Annotated in this window: 15 protein-coding genes; 5 read left to right on the top strand and 10 right to left on the bottom strand. The window is 63.8% G+C overall.

Annotation, left to right across the window (positions count from 1 at the left end; genetic code table 11):
- Nucleotides 1-210 precede the first annotated feature (210 nt).
- The 3 genes from ACNFCI_RS15545 to ACNFCI_RS15535 are packed head-to-tail and all read left to right on the top strand — an operon-like array spanning nucleotide 211 to nucleotide 4,137.
- Complete coding sequence (locus tag ACNFCI_RS15545; RefSeq protein WP_368829866.1) at nucleotides 211-1,707, top strand: OmpA family protein; 1,497 nt, start codon at nucleotides 211-213, stop codon at nucleotides 1,705-1,707.
- 15 nt (nucleotides 1,708-1,722) lie between these two features.
- Nucleotides 1,723-3,306, top strand: a complete 1,584-nt coding sequence (locus ACNFCI_RS15540; protein WP_368829865.1) for a hypothetical protein — start codon at nucleotides 1,723-1,725, stop codon at nucleotides 3,304-3,306.
- On the top strand, nucleotides 3,307-4,137 hold the full coding sequence (locus ACNFCI_RS15535) for a hypothetical protein (protein WP_368829864.1): 831 nt from the start codon (nucleotides 3,307-3,309) through the stop codon (nucleotides 4,135-4,137).
- A 79-nt stretch (nucleotides 4,138-4,216) separates the two neighbouring features.
- Here the strand turns inward: ACNFCI_RS15535 and ACNFCI_RS15530 are convergent, their stop codons facing one another.
- Complete coding sequence (locus tag ACNFCI_RS15530; RefSeq protein WP_172402950.1) at nucleotides 4,217-6,298, bottom strand: carboxy terminal-processing peptidase; 2,082 nt, start codon at nucleotides 6,296-6,298, stop codon at nucleotides 4,217-4,219.
- Between the two features lie 142 nt (nucleotides 6,299-6,440).
- On the opposite strand from ACNFCI_RS15530, the gene ACNFCI_RS15525 reads away from it, so the two are divergent.
- Nucleotides 6,441-7,403 carry an NAD(P)H-quinone oxidoreductase gene (locus tag ACNFCI_RS15525; protein WP_368829863.1) on the top strand — a complete coding sequence of 321 codons (963 nt, stop codon included), beginning with the start codon at nucleotides 6,441-6,443 and terminating at the stop codon, nucleotides 7,401-7,403.
- A 117-nt stretch (nucleotides 7,404-7,520) separates the two neighbouring features.
- On the opposite strand, the gene ACNFCI_RS15520 is transcribed toward ACNFCI_RS15525, so the two are convergent.
- The 6 genes from ACNFCI_RS15520 to ACNFCI_RS15495 form a co-directional block, all read right to left on the bottom strand.
- A complete protein-coding gene (locus tag ACNFCI_RS15520) occupies nucleotides 7,521-8,174 on the bottom strand; it encodes an HAD family hydrolase (RefSeq protein ID WP_416768046.1) in 654 nt (217 codons plus the stop codon).
- 12 nt (nucleotides 8,175-8,186) lie between these two features.
- Nucleotides 8,187-9,176, bottom strand: a complete 990-nt coding sequence (locus tag ACNFCI_RS15515) for an ABC transporter ATP-binding protein (protein ID WP_324818195.1) — start codon at nucleotides 9,174-9,176, stop codon at nucleotides 8,187-8,189.
- A gap of 1 nt (nucleotide 9,177) precedes the next feature.
- A complete protein-coding gene (locus tag ACNFCI_RS15510; protein ID WP_084854867.1) occupies nucleotides 9,178-9,969 on the bottom strand; it encodes an ABC transporter permease in 792 nt (263 codons plus the stop codon).
- Nucleotides 9,959-10,798, bottom strand: a complete 840-nt coding sequence (locus ACNFCI_RS15505) for an ABC transporter permease (protein WP_084854868.1) — start codon at nucleotides 10,796-10,798, stop codon at nucleotides 9,959-9,961. The genes ACNFCI_RS15510 and ACNFCI_RS15505 overlap by 11 nt, the downstream gene beginning before the upstream one ends.
- Nucleotides 10,795-11,601: an alkaline phosphatase family protein gene (locus tag ACNFCI_RS15500; RefSeq protein ID WP_368829862.1), complete on the bottom strand. Its 807-nt coding sequence runs from the start codon at nucleotides 11,599-11,601 to the stop codon at nucleotides 10,795-10,797. Before ACNFCI_RS15500 ends, ACNFCI_RS15505 begins: the two co-directional genes overlap by 4 nt.
- A gap of 143 nt (nucleotides 11,602-11,744) precedes the next feature.
- Nucleotides 11,745-12,809, bottom strand: a complete 1,065-nt coding sequence (locus ACNFCI_RS15495) for an ABC transporter substrate-binding protein (protein ID WP_084854870.1) — start codon at nucleotides 12,807-12,809, stop codon at nucleotides 11,745-11,747.
- Between the two features lie 326 nt (nucleotides 12,810-13,135).
- On the opposite strand from ACNFCI_RS15495, the gene ACNFCI_RS15490 reads away from it, so the two are divergent.
- The gene (locus tag ACNFCI_RS15490; protein ID WP_368829861.1) at nucleotides 13,136-13,849 is read left to right on the top strand and encodes a UTRA domain-containing protein; all 714 of its coding nucleotides are present in this window, start codon (nucleotides 13,136-13,138) and stop codon (nucleotides 13,847-13,849) included.
- 15 nt (nucleotides 13,850-13,864) lie between these two features.
- Here the strand turns inward: ACNFCI_RS15490 and ACNFCI_RS15485 are convergent, their stop codons facing one another.
- From ACNFCI_RS15485 to ACNFCI_RS15475, 3 genes are all read right to left on the bottom strand, one after another.
- Complete coding sequence (locus ACNFCI_RS15485; protein WP_368829860.1) at nucleotides 13,865-16,021, bottom strand: mechanosensitive ion channel family protein; 2,157 nt, start codon at nucleotides 16,019-16,021, stop codon at nucleotides 13,865-13,867.
- A 47-nt stretch (nucleotides 16,022-16,068) separates the two neighbouring features.
- Nucleotides 16,069-16,233, bottom strand: coding sequence for a hypothetical protein (locus ACNFCI_RS15480; RefSeq protein ID WP_172402951.1), 165 nt, complete (start codon nucleotides 16,231-16,233; stop codon nucleotides 16,069-16,071).
- Between the two features lie 184 nt (nucleotides 16,234-16,417).
- A complete protein-coding gene (locus ACNFCI_RS15475; RefSeq protein WP_084854873.1) occupies nucleotides 16,418-17,707 on the bottom strand; it encodes a M18 family aminopeptidase in 1,290 nt (429 codons plus the stop codon).
- Between the last annotated feature and the right edge of the window lie 13 nt (nucleotides 17,708-17,720).

Here is a 17,720-nt window from a genome sequence, read left to right as displayed (position 1 = left end):
CTGGCCGGCCACCGGTGTGCAAGGCTCGTGCGCTGGCGTGTGCTGTCGCATAGAACCGCTTGTATAAATAATGTTGAATTGCCATCACTGGCTGTGATGAAATCCTCTCACTATCCCATGCTTTTTAAACACTTCTCGTTCAGGGACGAACGTTAGCCAGCGCATGCTCCCTGGTGGTCGACCTGAGTGCGAATTTCTCAGGAGCCAGATTTGTCGCCTTTATCGCTTTCCCCGCGTGAGATGCGCAGCAGCGCCTTGGCTATCGCCATTGCCATGACGGTTACCGGTTGCGCCAGTATCGAAGAGTTTTCGCGTAATCACAGTCGCACAGCCAACTGCCTGATTGGCGGTACGGTGGGGGCCTTGGCGGGGGCGGCTGCCGGCGCCCTGAGCAACCAGGGCGATGGGGCGATCATCGGTGGTGCGATCATAGGGGCTGCCGCAGGTTGTGGCGCGGCACTGGCCTACAAGGAGCGTATCGATCGCCTGCAAAAGTTGGCTCAGGAAGAGAACCTCAAGCTTCAGGTAGAGCCCCTGAGTACGCCTGGCAATACTCAGAACGCCGCCCCTCAGGATGCAGGCTTCGTTGCCCAGGTACAGGACCAGGGCATGTTCGCGGTCGGCAGTGCACACCTCAGTGTCGACGGCGAGCGGCAGGTACGCAAGCTAGCCAGCGCCTTCGTCGGACAGCGTGATACGGCGATCCTGGTGGTTGGCCATACCGACGCCACAGGCAGTGCCCGCGGCAACCAGCAGCTTTCCGAGCGTCGTGCCCGCGCGGTGGCCAGCATCCTCGCCGAGCAGGGCATCGCTCCCCAGCGCATGTACTTCCAGGGTGCTGGTGCCTCCCGGCCCGTAGCGGACAACGCCGACCCCCTGCAGCGTGGAAAGAACCGTCGTGTCGAAATCGTCGAAGTCAACGACACTGCCACGCTGGTCAAGCGGGTCAACGCTGAACAGAACAACCCCAAATACCTTGCTCATGGCACGGCGATTGTCGCTAAGGCACCTGCCGTGCATACCCCGCAAGTTGTTGGCAAGCCTGTTAAACAGACCACGGCCAAGCCGACCATTGCCAGCACCACCTCGAAGGTTGCGGCAAAGGCTGCTGCACCAATCGCCCATTCCGGCGCGCTGGTCGACTTCGGCGGCCAGGCCGTGACCGGCAGCGAATGGACGCTGGGGCAGACCATCACGCCGAAAACCGGCGGTTTCTCGCTGATCTCCCCAGCCTATGCCAACAGCATCCCGATGAGCAGCTGCGAAAGCGATCAACCCCGTGAAAGCGGCAGAGTATTCAACCTGGCCAGCGGCCAGAGGCTCGATACCCATCAAACCACCGACTACCTCCCAGGCTATAACAACCGGGTGTGGGCACAGACCGTCAACGGCCACCTGGTAACCATCTCCCCAGTCTCCATTCTGCGGGTCGATGCCGCTGTCGATCGCCAACCGTTCATCCAAGTGGTCAAGGACTACGCCGATGGCAACCGCAAGGCGTTGATCAAGGCCGACGCGGTGGCCAACACCTACGAAGGCGAGGACCGGGTGCTGTACCGAGTCTTCCTGAAGGATCCGCAAGCGCCGGTCTCTTGCATGGATGTCGTGTTCAGCAAAGGCAGTGCGCAAGCCACCGATGGTGCGCTGTTCTACCCGCGACGCGATGGTGAAACCTTTACCGCCCGGTTCGTGCCGGTCCGCACCTGACACAAGGGAATACAAATGGAAGAATTCAGCTTCAATGCCTTGATGGCCCTCGCATGGGCCAACAAGTTGATCAGTGGAGTGGTGATTTCCACGCTGCTGGCGATCATCGCTATCAAGATTTATTGGGACAAGGTCGGTTACTTCGCGATGCGGGTCTGGCACGGGATGCCGTTGGTCGGTACCGTCGCACGCCTGGCCCGCGGCAGCACCAGCGCCGACAATCGCAAATGGCTGCTCAGCGAGACCTCGCTGTGCAATGCCTACTACGACTATTACCAGGATGTCGGTGAGAAGAACGCCGACTACTACAACAAGTGCGAAGCCTATCTGGATGCCATCGGCGAGAGCGATCGTCGTGAGCGACCGCTCTGGGTGCTGGTGCTGATCTTCCTGTTGATTCTCTTCGAGGCGGTCGGTTTCGCCTATGTGCTGGTGCCATTCATCAACCAGAATCTATCGAGCAACGACCAGACCTATCTCGGCTGGATGGCGGCCTTCCTGCTGTCGATTATCTCCGCGGGCTTTGCTGAGGCCGCAGGCCGTGCGATTCACCATAACACCCTGGTGAGCAAGGCGCGCCACTGGTGGGAGAGCGATCCGGAGCGCGGCAGTAGTGCGCTCAAGCAGCAACCCACCCTGCGTATCAAGGACACCTACAAAGACATGGGCGCCAAGGATTACAACCGTATCCTGGCCCGCCTGAACACCAACCATACCGTAACGCCCAAGCGGGGCTGGATCGTCGGCTGCGCCTTGGTGGTGGTCATCATGGCCTGCGCCGCTTTTGGCATTCGTGCCTACCAGCTCAAGAGCATCGAGACCGAAATGGTTGGCAACCCCGATGTCTTCGCCCAACAGAGCTTCGAGGGCAATGCCAGCCCTTTCGAACTCCCTGAAGAATCGGCCACGCTCAATCAGGAGGCCAACGACAGCACCCTGACCGACAAGATGGATGCCATTCGCAGCGCTTCGCTGATCACTTTCGTCGTGCTCTCGGTGATCTACGTGGCCATTCAGGCGGTGAGTGTCTGGCTGGCGTCGATCTTCGGCTTTGCCGGGGTGGAGTCGAAGAAAGCCTGGGAGTACACCCACGCCTTCAACAACGCCGCGGAGCTGGAGCGCTGGATGGAGAACCAGCGCATCAAGATCAGTGCCCACGCCGATCACAAGCTGCGTATGCTGCAGATGAAACTGTCGCGCCGCCCGACCACCGACCCGGATGTCGCCCTTGCCATCAGTGGTGCTCAGAGCCGTGACTTCAATGCCTACGTGCGCCGCATGCAGGAAGAAAACATCACTCACAAGTCGGTGGAAGTAGATGCCGCACCGGCAGCGCCTGCTCGCCCGATGGTCGCGCAGGGTGGCTCGGCGCCTGCAGCCGTGGGCATCGTGGCACCGGCCGTGGCCAAGGAACCGGCCATTGCGTCGCCGCAGCCGGCAGGCGCCAGCACTCCGCTGGATGCCCTGCGCAGCAAAGACCTGACGGTCTATAGCGAAGAACAATTGCGCACTGTGTGCCAGAACAAGGGCTACGATGTGGCCGCCGTGTTGGCCTTGCGTGCCGAACAAAAGCTGCTCAAAGACTTCGAAGGCGTCTGAATGAAACTCAAATCGCTGCTGGCTCTGCTGCTCTGGCTGCCTGCCCTCATCCAAGCGGGGGAGCGCAACGACGTGCCTGACTGCTACGCATATGCCAAGATCGATGCATTTCGCCAGGCTGGTTCGGGGCGAGAACTGACCGTAATCGTCGACCAGACTGTGCCCATGCCGCAAAGTATCCAGAAAGCCACCTGGGCGCAGATCAATCGCTTTGTCGGCCCTGGTGACAAGCTGCGCTTGTACAGCTTCTCGGCCTTCCTGCCCGGGCAGTTCATGCAGCTGCGCTTTGCCGGCGAGTTAAACGCGCCCCTGCAAGGCGAGATACGCGACGATGTCGGCATGCAGTCGTTGCGCGCGTTCGACAAGTGCGTGGCGCAGCAACAGGCGTTCATGCAGAAGAAGTTCGGCCAGATATTCGTCCAGACCCTGCGCGAGGCGAACGAGGATATTCCCCGCAGCGAGATCTTCCACTCGCTGCGCGACATCGGGAGCGATCTGGCGAGCCGACCGGCGAACGACCGGGTCATCCTCCTGCTCTCGGACATGCTGGAAAACAGCGACTTCGGCAGCTTCTACGCCAACAGCCGGATCCGAAATCTTGACTCGTCTGTAGAGCTCAAGCGAGTGGGCGACAAGCACCTGTTCGCCGACCTACAAGGTGCCAGGGTGTATGTCGTTGGCGCTGGCCTGGTGACCAAGGATGTCAAGCAGGCCTATCGATCCGGCAAGACCATGGAGCAGTTGCAAGCATTCTGGAAAGGCTATTTCGAAGGCTCCAACGCCTCCCTGGCGGCCTTTGGTACGCCGAGCCTGAATGTCGACCTGCAGTAGTCCCGCGGCATCATGAAAAAGGGGCGAGCACCTATCGTGTTCGCCCCTTTTTCATGATGACGCGGGTGCGTCATAGGCCTCAGTGCTTGGCCACCTGCGAATTCAAGCTCAGGTAGTCGAGCAGGATGCGCCCGGTCTCGGCCAGGTAGGCATCGTCCTCAGGCTTGGTGTCCTCGTCCTCGATCGGCAGGGCATCCTCGTCTTCTTTCTTCAGTTCCTTGAGCGGCTCCTCGCCCTTGGCCTTGCGACGAACGTTCTCCAGCGCCAGTTGCTTGGCCTCGATTTCGTCGTGGCGTGCGCGGCGTTCCTGCTCGTTGAGGCTGACGGTCTTCTCGTTCATCAGCTTCTGGGTCAGGGCCAGGCGGTCACGGATGTAGGCGAATTCCGGGTCCTTGGCGCTGCGCGCGTCATGACGGGCCTTGAGTTCGGCCAGGAACGGCTTGAACGGGTCGACCGCAGGGCGTACCACGGGGCGGATGGTATCCCATGGCATGGCCTCGGGCAGGGCGCTCTCGCCGATCTCCTTGGTGTCGATGATCGACGGGTAGTCGATGTCCGGCAGCACGCCCTGGTGTTGGGTGCTCTGCCCGGAAACCCGGTAGAACTTGGCCAGGGTCAGCTTCAGCTCGCCATGGTTGAGCGGCTGGATGGTCTGCACGGTGCCTTTACCGAAGGTCTGGCCGCCGATGATCAGCGCGCGGTGGTAGTCCTGCATGGCGCCGGCGAAGATCTCCGAGGCCGAGGCCGAGAGGCGGTTGACCAGCAGCGCCAATGGGCCCTTGTAGAAGGCGCCGGGGTTCTCGTCTTCGAGCACGTCGACGCGGCCATCGCTGTTGCGCACCAGCACCGTCGGGCCTTTCTCGATGAACAGGCTGGTCAGTTCGGTGGCTTCCTGCAGGGAGCCGCCGCCGTTGTTGCGTAGGTCGATGACCACGCCGTCGACCTTTTCCTTCTGCAGTTCGGTGAGCAGTTTCTTCACGTCGCGCGTGGTGCTCTTGTAGTCAGGGTCGCCCGCGCGGTAGGCCTTGAAGTCCAAGTAGAAGGCCGGGATCTCGATGATGCCCAGCTTGTAGTCGCGCCCGTCTTGCTTGAGCTTGAGCACCGACTTCTTGGCAGCCTGCTCCTCGAGCTTGACCGCTTCGCGTGTGATCGATACCACCTTGCTGGTCTGGTCGTTCGGCGCGTTGCTGGCCGGGATGATTTCCAGGCGGACCACCGAGCCTTTCGGGCCGCGGATCAGCTTGACCACTTCGTCCAGGCGCCAGCCGACCACGTCGACCATTTCCTTGTCGCCCTGGGCCACGCCGATGATCTTGTCGGCCGGTGCCACCTGCTTGGTCTTGGCCGCCGGGCCTGCCGGCACCAGGCGCACGATCTTGACCTGGTCGTTATCGCTCTGCAGCACCGCGCCGATGCCTTCGAGCGACAGGCTCATATTGATGTCGAAGTTTTCCGCGTTGTCCGGCGACAGGTAGTTGGTGTGCGGGTCGTAGGACTGGGCGAAGGTATTGATATAGGCCTGGAAGATATCCTCGGCACGGGTCTGGTCCAGGCGCGACAGCTGGTTCTTGTAGCGCTTGGTCAGGGTTTCCTGGATCTGCTTGGGATCCTTGCCGGCGAGCTTCTGGCGCAGCACTTCGTCCTTGACGCGCTTGCGCCACAGGTCGTCGAGCTCGGCCTCGTTCTTCATCCAGGGCGCATCTTCGCGGTCGACCAGCAAGGTTTCCTTGGTGGTGAAGTCCATCTTGTCGACGCCCTTGGCCAGCTCGGCCAGGGCGAAGTCCAGGCGCGATTTCACGCGGTCCAGGTAGCGCTTGTAGATGGTGAAGCCGGGTTCGAGGTTACCGCTCTTGAGGAAATCGTCGAACTGGGTCTTCCACTTGTCGAACTGGGCGATGTCGGCGGCGGTGAAGTAGCTGCGCGAGGGGTCGAGCAGCTTGATGTAGCTGTCGTAGATGATGATCGAACGGGCATCGTCCAGCGGCGGCTTGCTGTAGTGGTGGCGCTTGAGCAGCTCCACTACGTTCAGGCTGGCGACGATCTCGTCACGGTCAGGCTGCAGGCTGTCCCACTTGTTGGCGGCCGCCGCATTGCCACCGAGCGTGAGGCTGCCGAGGCCGATCAGGAGGGCGAGGGCAGTGCTGGGCAGGAAATGCTTCATGCTGATTCGACGTAAAGGCAATTGATCACGCATAGTAGGCCGTCTTTTCCGTTCGCCGGTTCCACAAGAGCCGGACGCATACTGCAAAAAGCCCGGGACATGGCGATCCCGGGCTCAGTCATGACTCAACTATGGAGGCACTGTGAAGGCATTGCAAGGCGTTGACGGACATGTGGCCTGGGTCGAAGCCGAGCGCCCGACCTGTGACGCAGGCCAGGTGCGTATTCGTGTGGCCGCAGCGGGACTCAACCGCGCCGACCTGCTGCAGATGAAAGGCCTGTACCCGCCGCCGCCCGGCGCGAGCCCCTACATGGGCCTGGAGTGCGCAGGGGTGGTCGAGGAAGTGGGCGCCGGGGCCGACTGGCGCGTGGGCGACCGGGTCTGCGCGCTGTTGACCAGTGGCGCCATGGCCGAGGAAGTGGTGGTCGATGCCCGCCACGTGCTGCCGGTGCCCGAGGGCTTGAGCCTGCACGAGGCGGCGGCGCTGCCCGAGGTGTATGCCACGGCCTGGCTGAACATCTTCCAGCTGGGCGCGGTGAAGGCCGGCGAGAAGGTGCTGGTGCACGCAGGTGCCAGTGGCGTCGGCTCGGCGGCGATCCAGCTGTGCAAGGCATTCGGCAACCCGGTGTGGGTCAGTGTCGGCTCGCAGGATCGCCTGGCCTATTGCCAGGCGCTGGGGGCTGCCGGTGGCGTGGTGCGCAACGAGAACCTGGACGAGCTGAAGGCGTTCGGGCCGTTCGATGTGATCCTCGACCCGGTGGGCGCCAGCTATGGGCAAATGAACCTCGAATTGCTGGCCCGCGACGGGCGCTGGGTGATCATCGGCCTGATGGGCGGGCGCAAGGTCGAGCTGGACCTGGCGCAGGTGCTGGCCAAGCGGGCACAGGTCACCGGCTCGACCTTGCGCAATCGCAGCGATGAATTCAAGGGCGAGCTGCTGCGCGAGCTGGTGCAGCAGGTGTGGCCGTTGTTCGGCGAAGGGCGGCTGTCGCCGCAGTTGGTGGACACCTACCCGGTGGCGTTTGCCGAGGCGGCGTATGCGGAGCTGGCGAGCAACCAGGTGTCGGGCAAGCTGGTGCTGGTGATCGATCCTGGTTTGGCTTGAGATCGCTGGGGCTGTTTTGCAGCCCTTTCGCAGCACGAGGCCGCTCCTACAGGGCGACGCGATTCTGTGTAGGAGCGGCCTTGTGCCGCGAAAGGGGCGCAAAGCGCCCCCGGGATCTCAGCTCCAGCTCAGAATCGGCCACCCATTGACCTCGGCATGCTCACGCAGCACCGGGTCCGGGTTGACCACATGGGGGTGGTCCACCTTCAGCAGCAACGGCAGGTCATTGCGCGAGTCGGAATAGAAGCTCGCCCCTTCCAGGTTCTCCTGCTCCTGGTCCAGCCACTCCAGCAAGCGGGTGATCTTGCCCTCGCGGTAGGTCAGCACCCCATGGGTCTTGCCGGTATACACCCCGTTCACCGCCTCCAGCTCGATCGCCAGGTATTCGTCCACCCCCAGGCGTGCCGCGATCGGCCCGACCAGGTGGGTCCCCGAGGCGGAGATGATCAGGATCCGGTCACCGCGCTTGCGGTGCTCGGCAATGCAGCGGCAGGCGTCGCCATAGATGATCGGCTCGATCACATCCTCGACCCAGGGCTCGACCAGGTGCTCCACCTCCTCGAGGGTGCGCCCGGCGATCGGTTCCAGGCTGAAGGCCATGTACTCCTCCATCTTCAGGTGGCCCTTGCCGTAGGCCTCCATCAGCTCCTGGTCGCGGCGCAGGAATTCCTTGCCGTCCACCCAGCCCAGCTGGGCCATCTGCTTGCTCCACAGCGAGGCGCAGTCGCCCTGGATGAGGGTTTCGTCCAGATCGAAAATTGCCAATGCCATTGCGTTGTTCTCCTAGGCCACTTCTCGTAGCGCCGTGGGGTCGATCGACAAGGATACCCGCTGCCCGTCGGCGTGCAGGTCGGCCGACGAGCGATTGAGCACGTCCACCACCAGCTCCACGCCACGCACCTCTACCCGGTAGCGGATGACGTTGCCCAGTAGGCTGTGGCTGCGTACCTGGGCGTCCAGCTCACCTTCCAGGCGCAGGCTGATGGCTTCCGGGCGAATCGCCAGGCGACTGGCCACGGGGCGCTGCAGCAGGCGGCTGGCGGTGTCCGGCTCGAGCAGGTTGTAGTTACCGATGAAGCCTGCGGCGAACAGGTCCACGGGCGCGGTATAGAGGGTTTCGGCATCGCCGCTCTGGACGATGCGACCCTGGTTCATCAGGAAGATGCGGTCAGACATCGTCAGCGCTTCCTCCTGGTCATGGGTGACGAAGATGGTGGTCAGGCCCAGCTCGCGCTGGATGGCGCGGATCTGTTCGCGCAGGTGCTTGCGGATGCGTGCATCCAGGGCCGACAGCGGCTCGTCGAGCAGCAGCAGGCGCGGGCGGGTCACCAGTGAGCGCGCCAGGGCCACGCGCTGGCATTGCCCGCCCGACAGCTGGTGCGGGTAGCGCCCGGCGAAGCTGGAAAGCTCCACCAGTTCCAGGGCCTCGCGCACCCGCACCAGGCTCTCGTCGGCCTGGGTCTTCTGCATGCGCAGGCCGAAGGCGACGTTCTGCTCCACGGTCATGTTGGGAAACAGCGCATAGCTCTGGAACACCATGCCGATGCCGCGTTTCTGCGGGCTGAGCGGCACCAGGTCCTGGCCGTCGAGCAGGATGCGGCCGCTGTCCACCGGGGTCAGCCCGGCGATGCAGCGCAGCAGAGTCGACTTGCCGCAACCGGAAGGGCCGAGCAGGGTGACGAACTCGCCGCGTTCGATCTGGCAGTCGATGTCATGGAACACCGGGCTGCCGGCGTAGCTTTTGTGCAGTTTCTGTACGCTGACGAAGCTCATGTCAGGATTTGTCCTTGTTCAGGCGATTGGCGACCCAGGTCAGCACCAGCACGAAGGCGAAGTAGGAGATTACCAGTGCGCTGTTGAAATGGCCGCTGCTGTTGCGCATGTTGTTCAGGTAGACCTGCAAGGTCTCATAGCGGGTCCCCACCAGCAGGTTGGCGAATACGAACTCGCCGAACAGGAACGAGAACGACAGCAGCAACGCCACCATCAGGCCCTTGCGCAGGTTCGGCAGCACCACCAGCAAGGCCGCCTGCCAGGTGCTGGCGCCCAGCAGTTGGGCGGCGTCCATCAGGTCGCGCAGGTTGATCGCCTGCAGGTTGTTGGTGATGGCCCGGTACATGAACGGCAAGGCGATGGTGAAGTAGCAGCCGATGAGGATCCATGGTGTGCCGACCATGGCCATCGGCCCGCTGCCGTACAGCTGCAGCAGGCCCACCGAAGACACCACCGGCGGCACGGCGAAGGGCAGCAGGATGAGGATGTTCATCAGCGCATCCAGGCGCGGGAAGTGGTAGTGCACCACGAACAACAGCGGCAGGATCAGCACCACCGACAGCACCAGCGCGCCGACGCATACCAGCAGTGACTGGCCGAAGGCCGCCAGGAAGCGCGGTTCGCTCCACAGCGCCAGGTACCATTTGAAGGTCAGGCCGCTGGGCAGCAGGCTCGCCGACCAGCTGGTGGCCAGGGAATAGAGCAAGGTGCCGGCCAACGGCAGCAGCAGGATGATGAACAGCAGGTACACCACCACCCGGTGGTAGAGGTTGCCGCGAGGTTCAGCGCGCATGGTAGCTCCTCTTGAGCAGCCATTGATGGACCACCGTGACCAACGTCATCAACCCCACCAGCACCATCGCCAGGGCGCTGGCCAGGTTCGGGTCGAGGGTGATGTCGCCGGCCACCAGGGCGGCGATGCGGATCGGCAGCACGTTGAAGTTGCCGGTGGTCAGGGCATAGACCGTGGCATAGGCGCCCAGGGCGTTGGCCAGCAGGATGACGAAGGTGCCCAGCAGGGCAGGGGCCAGCACCGGCAGGCCGATGTGCCGCCAGTACTGCCAGTGGTTGGCACCCAGCAGTGCCGCGGACTCGCGCCAGTCTTCACGCAGGGCGTCGAAGGCCGGGTAGAGCAGCAGCACACCGAGGGGGATCTGGAAGTAGGTGTACACCAGGATCAGGCCGCTCTTGGAGTAGATGCTGAAGTCTTCCAACAGGCCGGCCTGCTTGAGCAGCAAGGTCAGCGCGCCGTTGAAGCCCAGCAGGATGATGAAGGCGAACGCCAGCGGTACCCCGGCGAAGTTGCTGGTCATGTTGGCGAAGGCGCTGACGAAGTCGCGCAGGCGCGAGTCCACCTGGCGCAGGGAGTAGGCGCCGAGGGTGGCGATGACGATGCCGAACAGGCTCGACCAGAAGCTGATCTCCAGGCTGCGCTGCAGCGCCTGCAGGTAGAACTTGGAGGCGAACACCTTGTTGAAGTTGGCCAGCCCCCAGCCGCTTTCGCTCTGCAGGCTGTTGATGGCCACCCAGGCCAGCGGGGCGATCTGGAACACGATGAAGAACAGGGCGAACGGCAGCAGGCAGAGCAGGGCCAGGTAGCGGCCGCGAGGGCGGGTATTCACTTGAGCAGCTCCCGGCAGACCGGCTTGTCGTGGGCTGCGCCCAGCAGTTCGCAGATCGTGCCGCACAGCTCGGTCTGCAAGGGTTTGGCTGCAGGGTCGAGGCTGAACGCCTCGCCGAACACGAACAACGGCACTTCACGCTCCTCGGGCAGCAGGCCGTTGTGCGAGCGGTCGTTGTTCATGCCATGGTCAGCGGTCACCAGCACCTGGTAGCCCTCTTCGAGCCAGCGTGGCAGGTAGTCGGCCAGGAGGATGTCGACGCTGCGCGCGGTGTTGCGGTACTGACTGCTGTCCAGGCCATGGCGATGGCCGGCGTCATCGATGTTCATCGGGTGCACGAGCAGGAAGTTCGGAGCATGGCGACGGCGCAGGTACTCGGCGTCGGCCAGCAGGTGCGAGTCGGGGTAGTGGTCGGCGTAGTAGAACAGCCCGTGCTGGATGGGCAGCTTCGGCGCATGGGTATGACGGTCACGTAGCGGGTCGAAGGGCGAGCGGTTGTACAGCTCGCTGATCCAGTGGTAGGCCGCCGCCGCGGTGCCCAGGCCCGCTTCGCGGGCGTAGTGGAACACGCTGCGTTGGTTGGACAGGCGGCTGACGTTGTTGTGCACGATGCCGCTGTCGATAGGGGCCACGCCGGTGAGGATGCATTCGTACAGGGGCCGCGACAGCGACGGCAGCTCGCATTCGATGCGGTACAGCGCGGCGCGGTCAGCCTCGACATAGGCGTGCAGGTGGCCCATGGCATGGTGGGCGACCTGGTGGTTGAGGCCGTCGAGCAGGACCAGGATGACGTTGTGTTGCATGGGGACTCCAGTCGTTGACCGTGGCGCCCTCTTCGCGGGTAAACCCGCTCCCACAGGCGCTCACGGGCCTCGAGGCGTGCGGTGTACCTGTGGGAGCGGGTTTACCCGCGAAAGGGCAGTTCAGGCATTGGATAGGTAGGCCGTCATTCCATCTCGATGATCACTTGCTCCTGCCACATCTGCGGCAGTTTCTTGGAGGTCGCTTCCCAGGCCTCGGCATTCTTGATCGGCTGCGCCGCGCTGTATTGCTCGTTGGGCAGCAGCTTGGCCTGCACCTCGGCCGGCAGCTTCAGGTGCTCGGCGCGAATCGGTCGGGCATGGCCGATGGCCAGGTTGGTCTGGCCGGCGTCGCTGAAGATGTATTCACGGGTGAGCTTGGCGGCGTTGGGATGCTTGGCGTACTTGTTGATGATGGTGGTGTAGCCGGAGATCACCGAACCGTCGGAGGGGATCAGCACCTCGAAGCGCTTGGGATCGATCTGCTCGCGGTAGCTCAGGCCATTGAAGTCCCACACCACGCCGACCTCCACTTCGCCCTTCTCGAGGGTCTGGATGGTCGGGTTGGCCAGCGACAGGCGCTTGTCCTGGGCCAGCTTGGTGAACAGCTGCAGGCCCGGCTCGATGTTGCTTTCGTCCCCTTTATAGGCGATGGCGGCGGCCAGTACGCCGTTGGCAGCCTGGGCGGCGGTACCGACGTCACCGATGGCGACCTTGTACGTGCCTTTTTCCAGGTCGTGCCAGGTTTTCGGGCGCTCGCCTTCCTTGACCAGATCCTTGTTGATGATGAAGGCGATGGTGCCGGTATAGGCCAGGGCCCAGTGGCCGTCCTGGTCCTTGGCCCAGGCGGGCACCTGGTCCCAGGTGCTTGGCTTGTAGGGCTGGGTCACGCCCTTGGTCACGGCGATGGGGCCGAAGGCGGCGCCCACATCGCCGATGTCGGCGCTGGCGTTGCTCTTCTCGGCGTCGAACTTGGCGATTTCCTGGGCAGAGCTCATGTCGGTGTCGCTGTGCTTGAGGCCGTACTTGCTGGCCAGGTCCGCCCAGGTACCTTTCCAGTTGGCCCAGGCATCGGGCATGCCCACGCTGTTGATCACACCTTCCTTGCGGGCGGCCTCTTCCAGGGCCTTGAGGTCGGTACCGGCGGCCATGGCCGCAGTGCACAGGGCGATGGTCGAGCCGAGCAGTGACGCCATGAAGAACGTTTTCATCCGAAGCTCCTTTGGTAGGGCCTTGCAGTGTTGTGATGTGAGGAAACCCATGCTTGCGAACGTGTGGTCTAGGTCAGCAAACCTCGAGCCAAGGTAGGCCGGTTGCGTGACAGTTTGATGTAAGGCCTGGGCGTGAAAATGCGCTCCGGGGCCCTGGCACTACAGCGTAGACCAGATCCCAGGCCTTGAATCCCGGGGCCTGGGCCTGTCCTGCCAGGAGCGGGACGAGGGCTTTGTCACAGGATGTTCATGGGCTGTGCCTAGGCTTGCGCTAATCTCCAATGGCCCTGTTCTGGGGCTGGACTAGTCCAGATAGGTAACCTTCGATGCAATCGACGCCACCGCGCGCGGTAACAGCCATCTGCCATGCGTTGCAGGAGCAGATCGAACACGGCCTGCTGGCCCCGGGGGGCAAGCTGCCGGCCGAGCGCAAGTTGAGCGAGGTGTTCGATACCACGCGTATCACCTTGCGCGAGGCGCTGGTACAGCTGGAGGCGCAGGGGTTGATCTACCGGGAGGAGCGCCGGGGCTGGTTCGTGGCGCCCGAGCGGCTGACCTACGACCTGGTCGAGCGCAGCCATTTCCATGCCATGGTGCGTGCCCAGGGGCGGGAGCCGGGCACCGAGCTGTTGTCGGCGCGGTTGCAGCCGGCGCCGGCGGCGATCTGTGCGCGGCTGGGGTTGTCGGCGCTTTCGAGCGTGGTGCGTATCTGCCGCTTGCGGCGCATCGATGGGCGGGCGGTGCTGTATGCCGAGCACTACCTCAACCCGCGGTATTTCCCCGGCATCCTGGACCAGGACCTGGGGCAGTCGCTGACCGAGATCTATGCCCGTGAGTTCGGCATCCGCTACGGGCGGGTGTGCTTCGAGATCCTGCCCACGGCCTTGCCGGGGGCGGCTGCGGCGGCGCTGAAGGTTTCAGCGGGCAGTGCGGGGTTGCACGTCACGCGGGTCAACAGCGACCAGCATGGGCATGTGATCGATTGCGACCTGGAGTATTGGCGGCATGATGCGATTCGCATCCGGGCAGAGGTGGGGTAGGGGCGCGAAGCGGCCCTAGCTGGCAGCCCCGCCAGCCTCGCTCATGCCACCCCCGCCGGCTGTCACCACCTGCACCGACAACCGCGGCGTCGCCAGGTCCAGCCCCGCCTCATCCAGCTGCCGCTTCAAGGCCAGGTTGAACGCCCGCGACACCTCCCACTGCTTGATCGGCGCCGTCTTGAACCGCGCCCGCAGGATCGCCGACCCCGACTCGAAACTCTCCACCCCCTGCAGCTCCAGCGGCGACCAGATATTGCGCCGCATCAGCGGGTCGTTGCGCAGCTTCTGCCCCACCTCGCGGATCAACGTGATGGCCTGGTCGATGTTCATGCTGTGCGGGATCGCCACGCGAAAGATCGCGTAGCCGAACTCGCGCGAGTAATTCTTGATGCTCTTGATCTCGCTGAACGGAATGGTATGCACGATGCCGTCGATATCCCGCAGGCGCACGGTACGGATGGTCAGGCCCTCCACCGTGCCCAGGTGGCCACCGACATCCACGTAGTCGTCGATGGCCAGGGAGTCCTCGATGATGATGAACAGCCCCGTGATCAGGTCCGCCACCAGTGACTGGGCACCGAAGCCGATGGCAAGGCCGATGACACCGGCACCGGCCAGCAACGGGGTGACGTTCATGCCCATGTTGGCCAGGGCGACGATCACCGCGATGATGAAGATCGCCACGAACATCACGTTGCGGATCAACGGCATCATCGTCTGCGCGCGGGCATTGGCCAGGCCTCGGCGCGAGCGCACCAGAGCATGGTGCACGGCGGTGTCGGCCAGGATCCAGACCAGCCAGGCAGCGATCAAGGTCCCGGCCAGGCCCAGCACGCGCACGCTGACTTCATGCCCGCTGCCCTCGGCGAAATTGATCATCGACAGCCCCCAGACCCGCAGGCCCAGTTCGATGAATACCAGCCAGATGAACAGGTGCACCAGCGCATAGGCAAAGTTGCGCAGGCGCTCGGCGTAGACCTCCTGGCGCCGGTTGGCCCGCCTGGGGTTGGCGGCGTGGCGGCGCACCAGGCCGTTGAGCACCATGCACACCACCACCAGCACCGTGCACATCAGCGACTGGCGCAGGGCTGTGCTGGTGTCGCCGGCGGACACGAAGGTGGCGAACAGTGAGATCGCCACCAGGATCAACGCCGGCACGAACCAGAAGCTGCCGAGGATCTCGATGGTGTCGCTCAGGGTGCGGCGGGTCAGGCGGCGCGACAGGGGCTGGTTGCGGATCAGATGGGCGATGGGGCGGCGGAAGCGCAGGATGAACAGGCCCGTGCATATTGCCGCCACCACATTGGCCAGGGTCGCCAGGGCGTGGGCCAGGTGGCTGCCCAGGGCGGTGGTCATGCGCGGGTCGCTCATCGCCTCGCCGAACGCGGCGAAGCTGCCGATCAACCACAGCGGGCGGAACGCCTGGCGCCGCAGGATGTGCAAGGCCTGGTGGCGATGGGGGCCGTCGAGCAGGGAGAAGGCGATCACGCAGATCGCCGAGAACAGCGTGCCCACCACCAGCGCATAGGCCAGCACCATGGCCAGCGATTTGCCCAGCGAGGAGGGCAGGGCGAAGCTCAGGTAAACGGTGAATACCAAGGCGACCAGCCATGGCCCTAACTTGCGCAAGGCGAAGCGCACCAGGTCCCAGGTCCGTGGGTGCTGCGGCAGCTCTTCGCTCAGGCCGAAGCGCAGGCGCACGCGGTGGCCGATCCAGTTGAAGGTGTAGGCCAGCAGGCTCCAGACCGCGATGATCGCGGCAAAGCCGAACAGGATCGCCGGCCATTGATGCACCGGCACCACCAAGGCCGCCAGTTCGTCCTGGGCCTGGTCGATCTCCATCGACCAACGCCGGAACGGGCTGGCCTCACCGCTGAACTGCTTCTCCAGGTCATGCAGGGCACCGCCGATCAGGCCCAGTACGCCTTGTTCGGCGCTGGGCTGCGACTGTTTGGTGGCATCGCGCAGTTTCTTCAGGTCGTTGAGCAACTGGGTGCGCTGCTGGTCGTTCTCCAGGTTCTTGATCACCTCGTCCAGCGACTGGCCCAAGGGTTGCGTCGCTTCCGGTTGCGCAGGCTTGCCCGCACCGAGCAGGCCGGGCAGGCCGGCGGCCTGGGCGGGAGCGATGAAGAAAAACAGCAGCAGGGCAAGGCAACGCAGGAGGGCAGGCACCGAAAATCTACCTCAGGGCAAACGATTGCCGCAGTGTAGAGGATTTTTCAGGCCAGTTTCGCGAGGATCTTCCAGCACATGATGCCGAAGATGCCGAGGGTGCCGATCCACATCATCAGCACGCCGACATTGCGTTCGCGCAGGCTGAAGCCGATGGTCAACAGCAGCAGGCCGATGAACACCGGCAGGAACAGGGAAAGGAACGGCGACATGAACAGGCATCCTTCTACATGATGTCAATGTAGTAAGCATAGCGGGTTGAGCAGCCGTGGGCATTGATCCGGGTTAGGTGTTGTCCCCATCGCCGGCAAGCCGGCTTCCACCGGGATTACGCCGCTCTCAAGACTTGCGAAATCCCTGTGGGAGCCGGCTTGCCGGCGATCGGGCGGTGTGGTTTCAGGGCAACTCGCGGCTGCGATAGAACGCGGTCAACACCTTCACCAGGTGCGCCAGGTCGTGGCTGCCGCACAGTTCGCGAATCGAATGCATGGCGAAGGTCGGCAGGCCGATGTCGACGGTGCGCACGCCCAGGTGGCTGGCGGTGATCGGGCCGATGGTCGAGCCGCAGCCCATGTCGCTGCGTACCACGAAGCTTTGCACCGGCACTTCCTCGGCCATGCACAGGTGGCGGAAGAACCCGGCGGTCTCGCTGTTGGTGGCGTAGCGCTGGTTGTTGTTGACCTTGATCACGGGCCCGGCGTTGAGCTTGGGCCCATGGTTGCCGTCATGCTTGTCGGCGTAGTTGGGGTGCACGCCGTGGGCGTTGTCGGCCGACACCAGCAGCGAGCGCTGGAGGGTGCGCACGTAGTCGTCGCCGTCGGGCAGCAGGCGTTGCAGGGTCTGTTCGAGCATCGGGCCATCGGCGCCGCAGGCCGAGCAGGAACCGACTTCCTCGTGGTCGTTGCATACCAGCACGCAGGTCTCATCGCTGTCGGCGGCCAGCAGCGCCTGCAGGCCGGCGTAGCACGACAGCAGGTTGTCCAGGCGGGCACCGGCGATGAAGTCGCCGTTCAGGCCGACCAGTGCGGCGTCCTGGGTGTCATAGAAGCTCAGCTCATAGTCCAGCACCACGTCGGCGTTGAGGTCGTGCTCGCGGGCCAGCTGCTCGGTGAGCAGGGCGCGGAAGTCGACGCGCTCGTCACCGGCAACCTGGGCCAGGATCGGCGGCAGCTCGGTCTGCGGGTTGATTGCCCAGCCTTCGTTGGCGGTGCGGTTGAGGTGGATGGCCAGGTTGGGGATCACCGCGATCGGCAGCTTGAAGTCCACCAGCTGGCTCTCGACCTTGCCGTCGCGGCGGAAGGTGACCCGGCCGGCCAGGGACAGGTCGCGGTCGAACCAGGGGGCGAGCAGGGCGCCGCCATAGACTTCGACGCCCAACTGCAGGAAACCATGGCGCTGCAGTTCTGGCTGTGGCTTGACCCGCAGGCAAGGGCTGTCGGTATGGGCGCCGACCATGCGGATGCCGCCGATCAGGGGCGATTGCCTGCCCAGCTTGATGGCGATGATCGAGGAGTCGTTGCGGGTGACGTAGTAGCGGCCACCGGGCACCGTGGCCCAGCTGTCGCGTTCGTCCAGGCGCTGGTAGCCGGCGGCCTCCAGGCGCTGGGCGAGGCTCGCGGTGGCATGGAAGGGCGTCGGGGAAGCCTTGAGGAAATCGATCAGGCCAGCATTCAGGGAATCGCGCATAACTCACTCCAGA

The sequence above is a fragment of the Pseudomonas sp. NY15356 genome (assembly GCF_048068175.1).
Taxonomy (GTDB): domain Bacteria; phylum Pseudomonadota; class Gammaproteobacteria; order Pseudomonadales; family Pseudomonadaceae; genus Aquipseudomonas; species Aquipseudomonas putida_K.
Note: the sequence above shows the minus strand (reverse complement) of the source record. Positions and strands in the feature narration are given on the sequence as shown.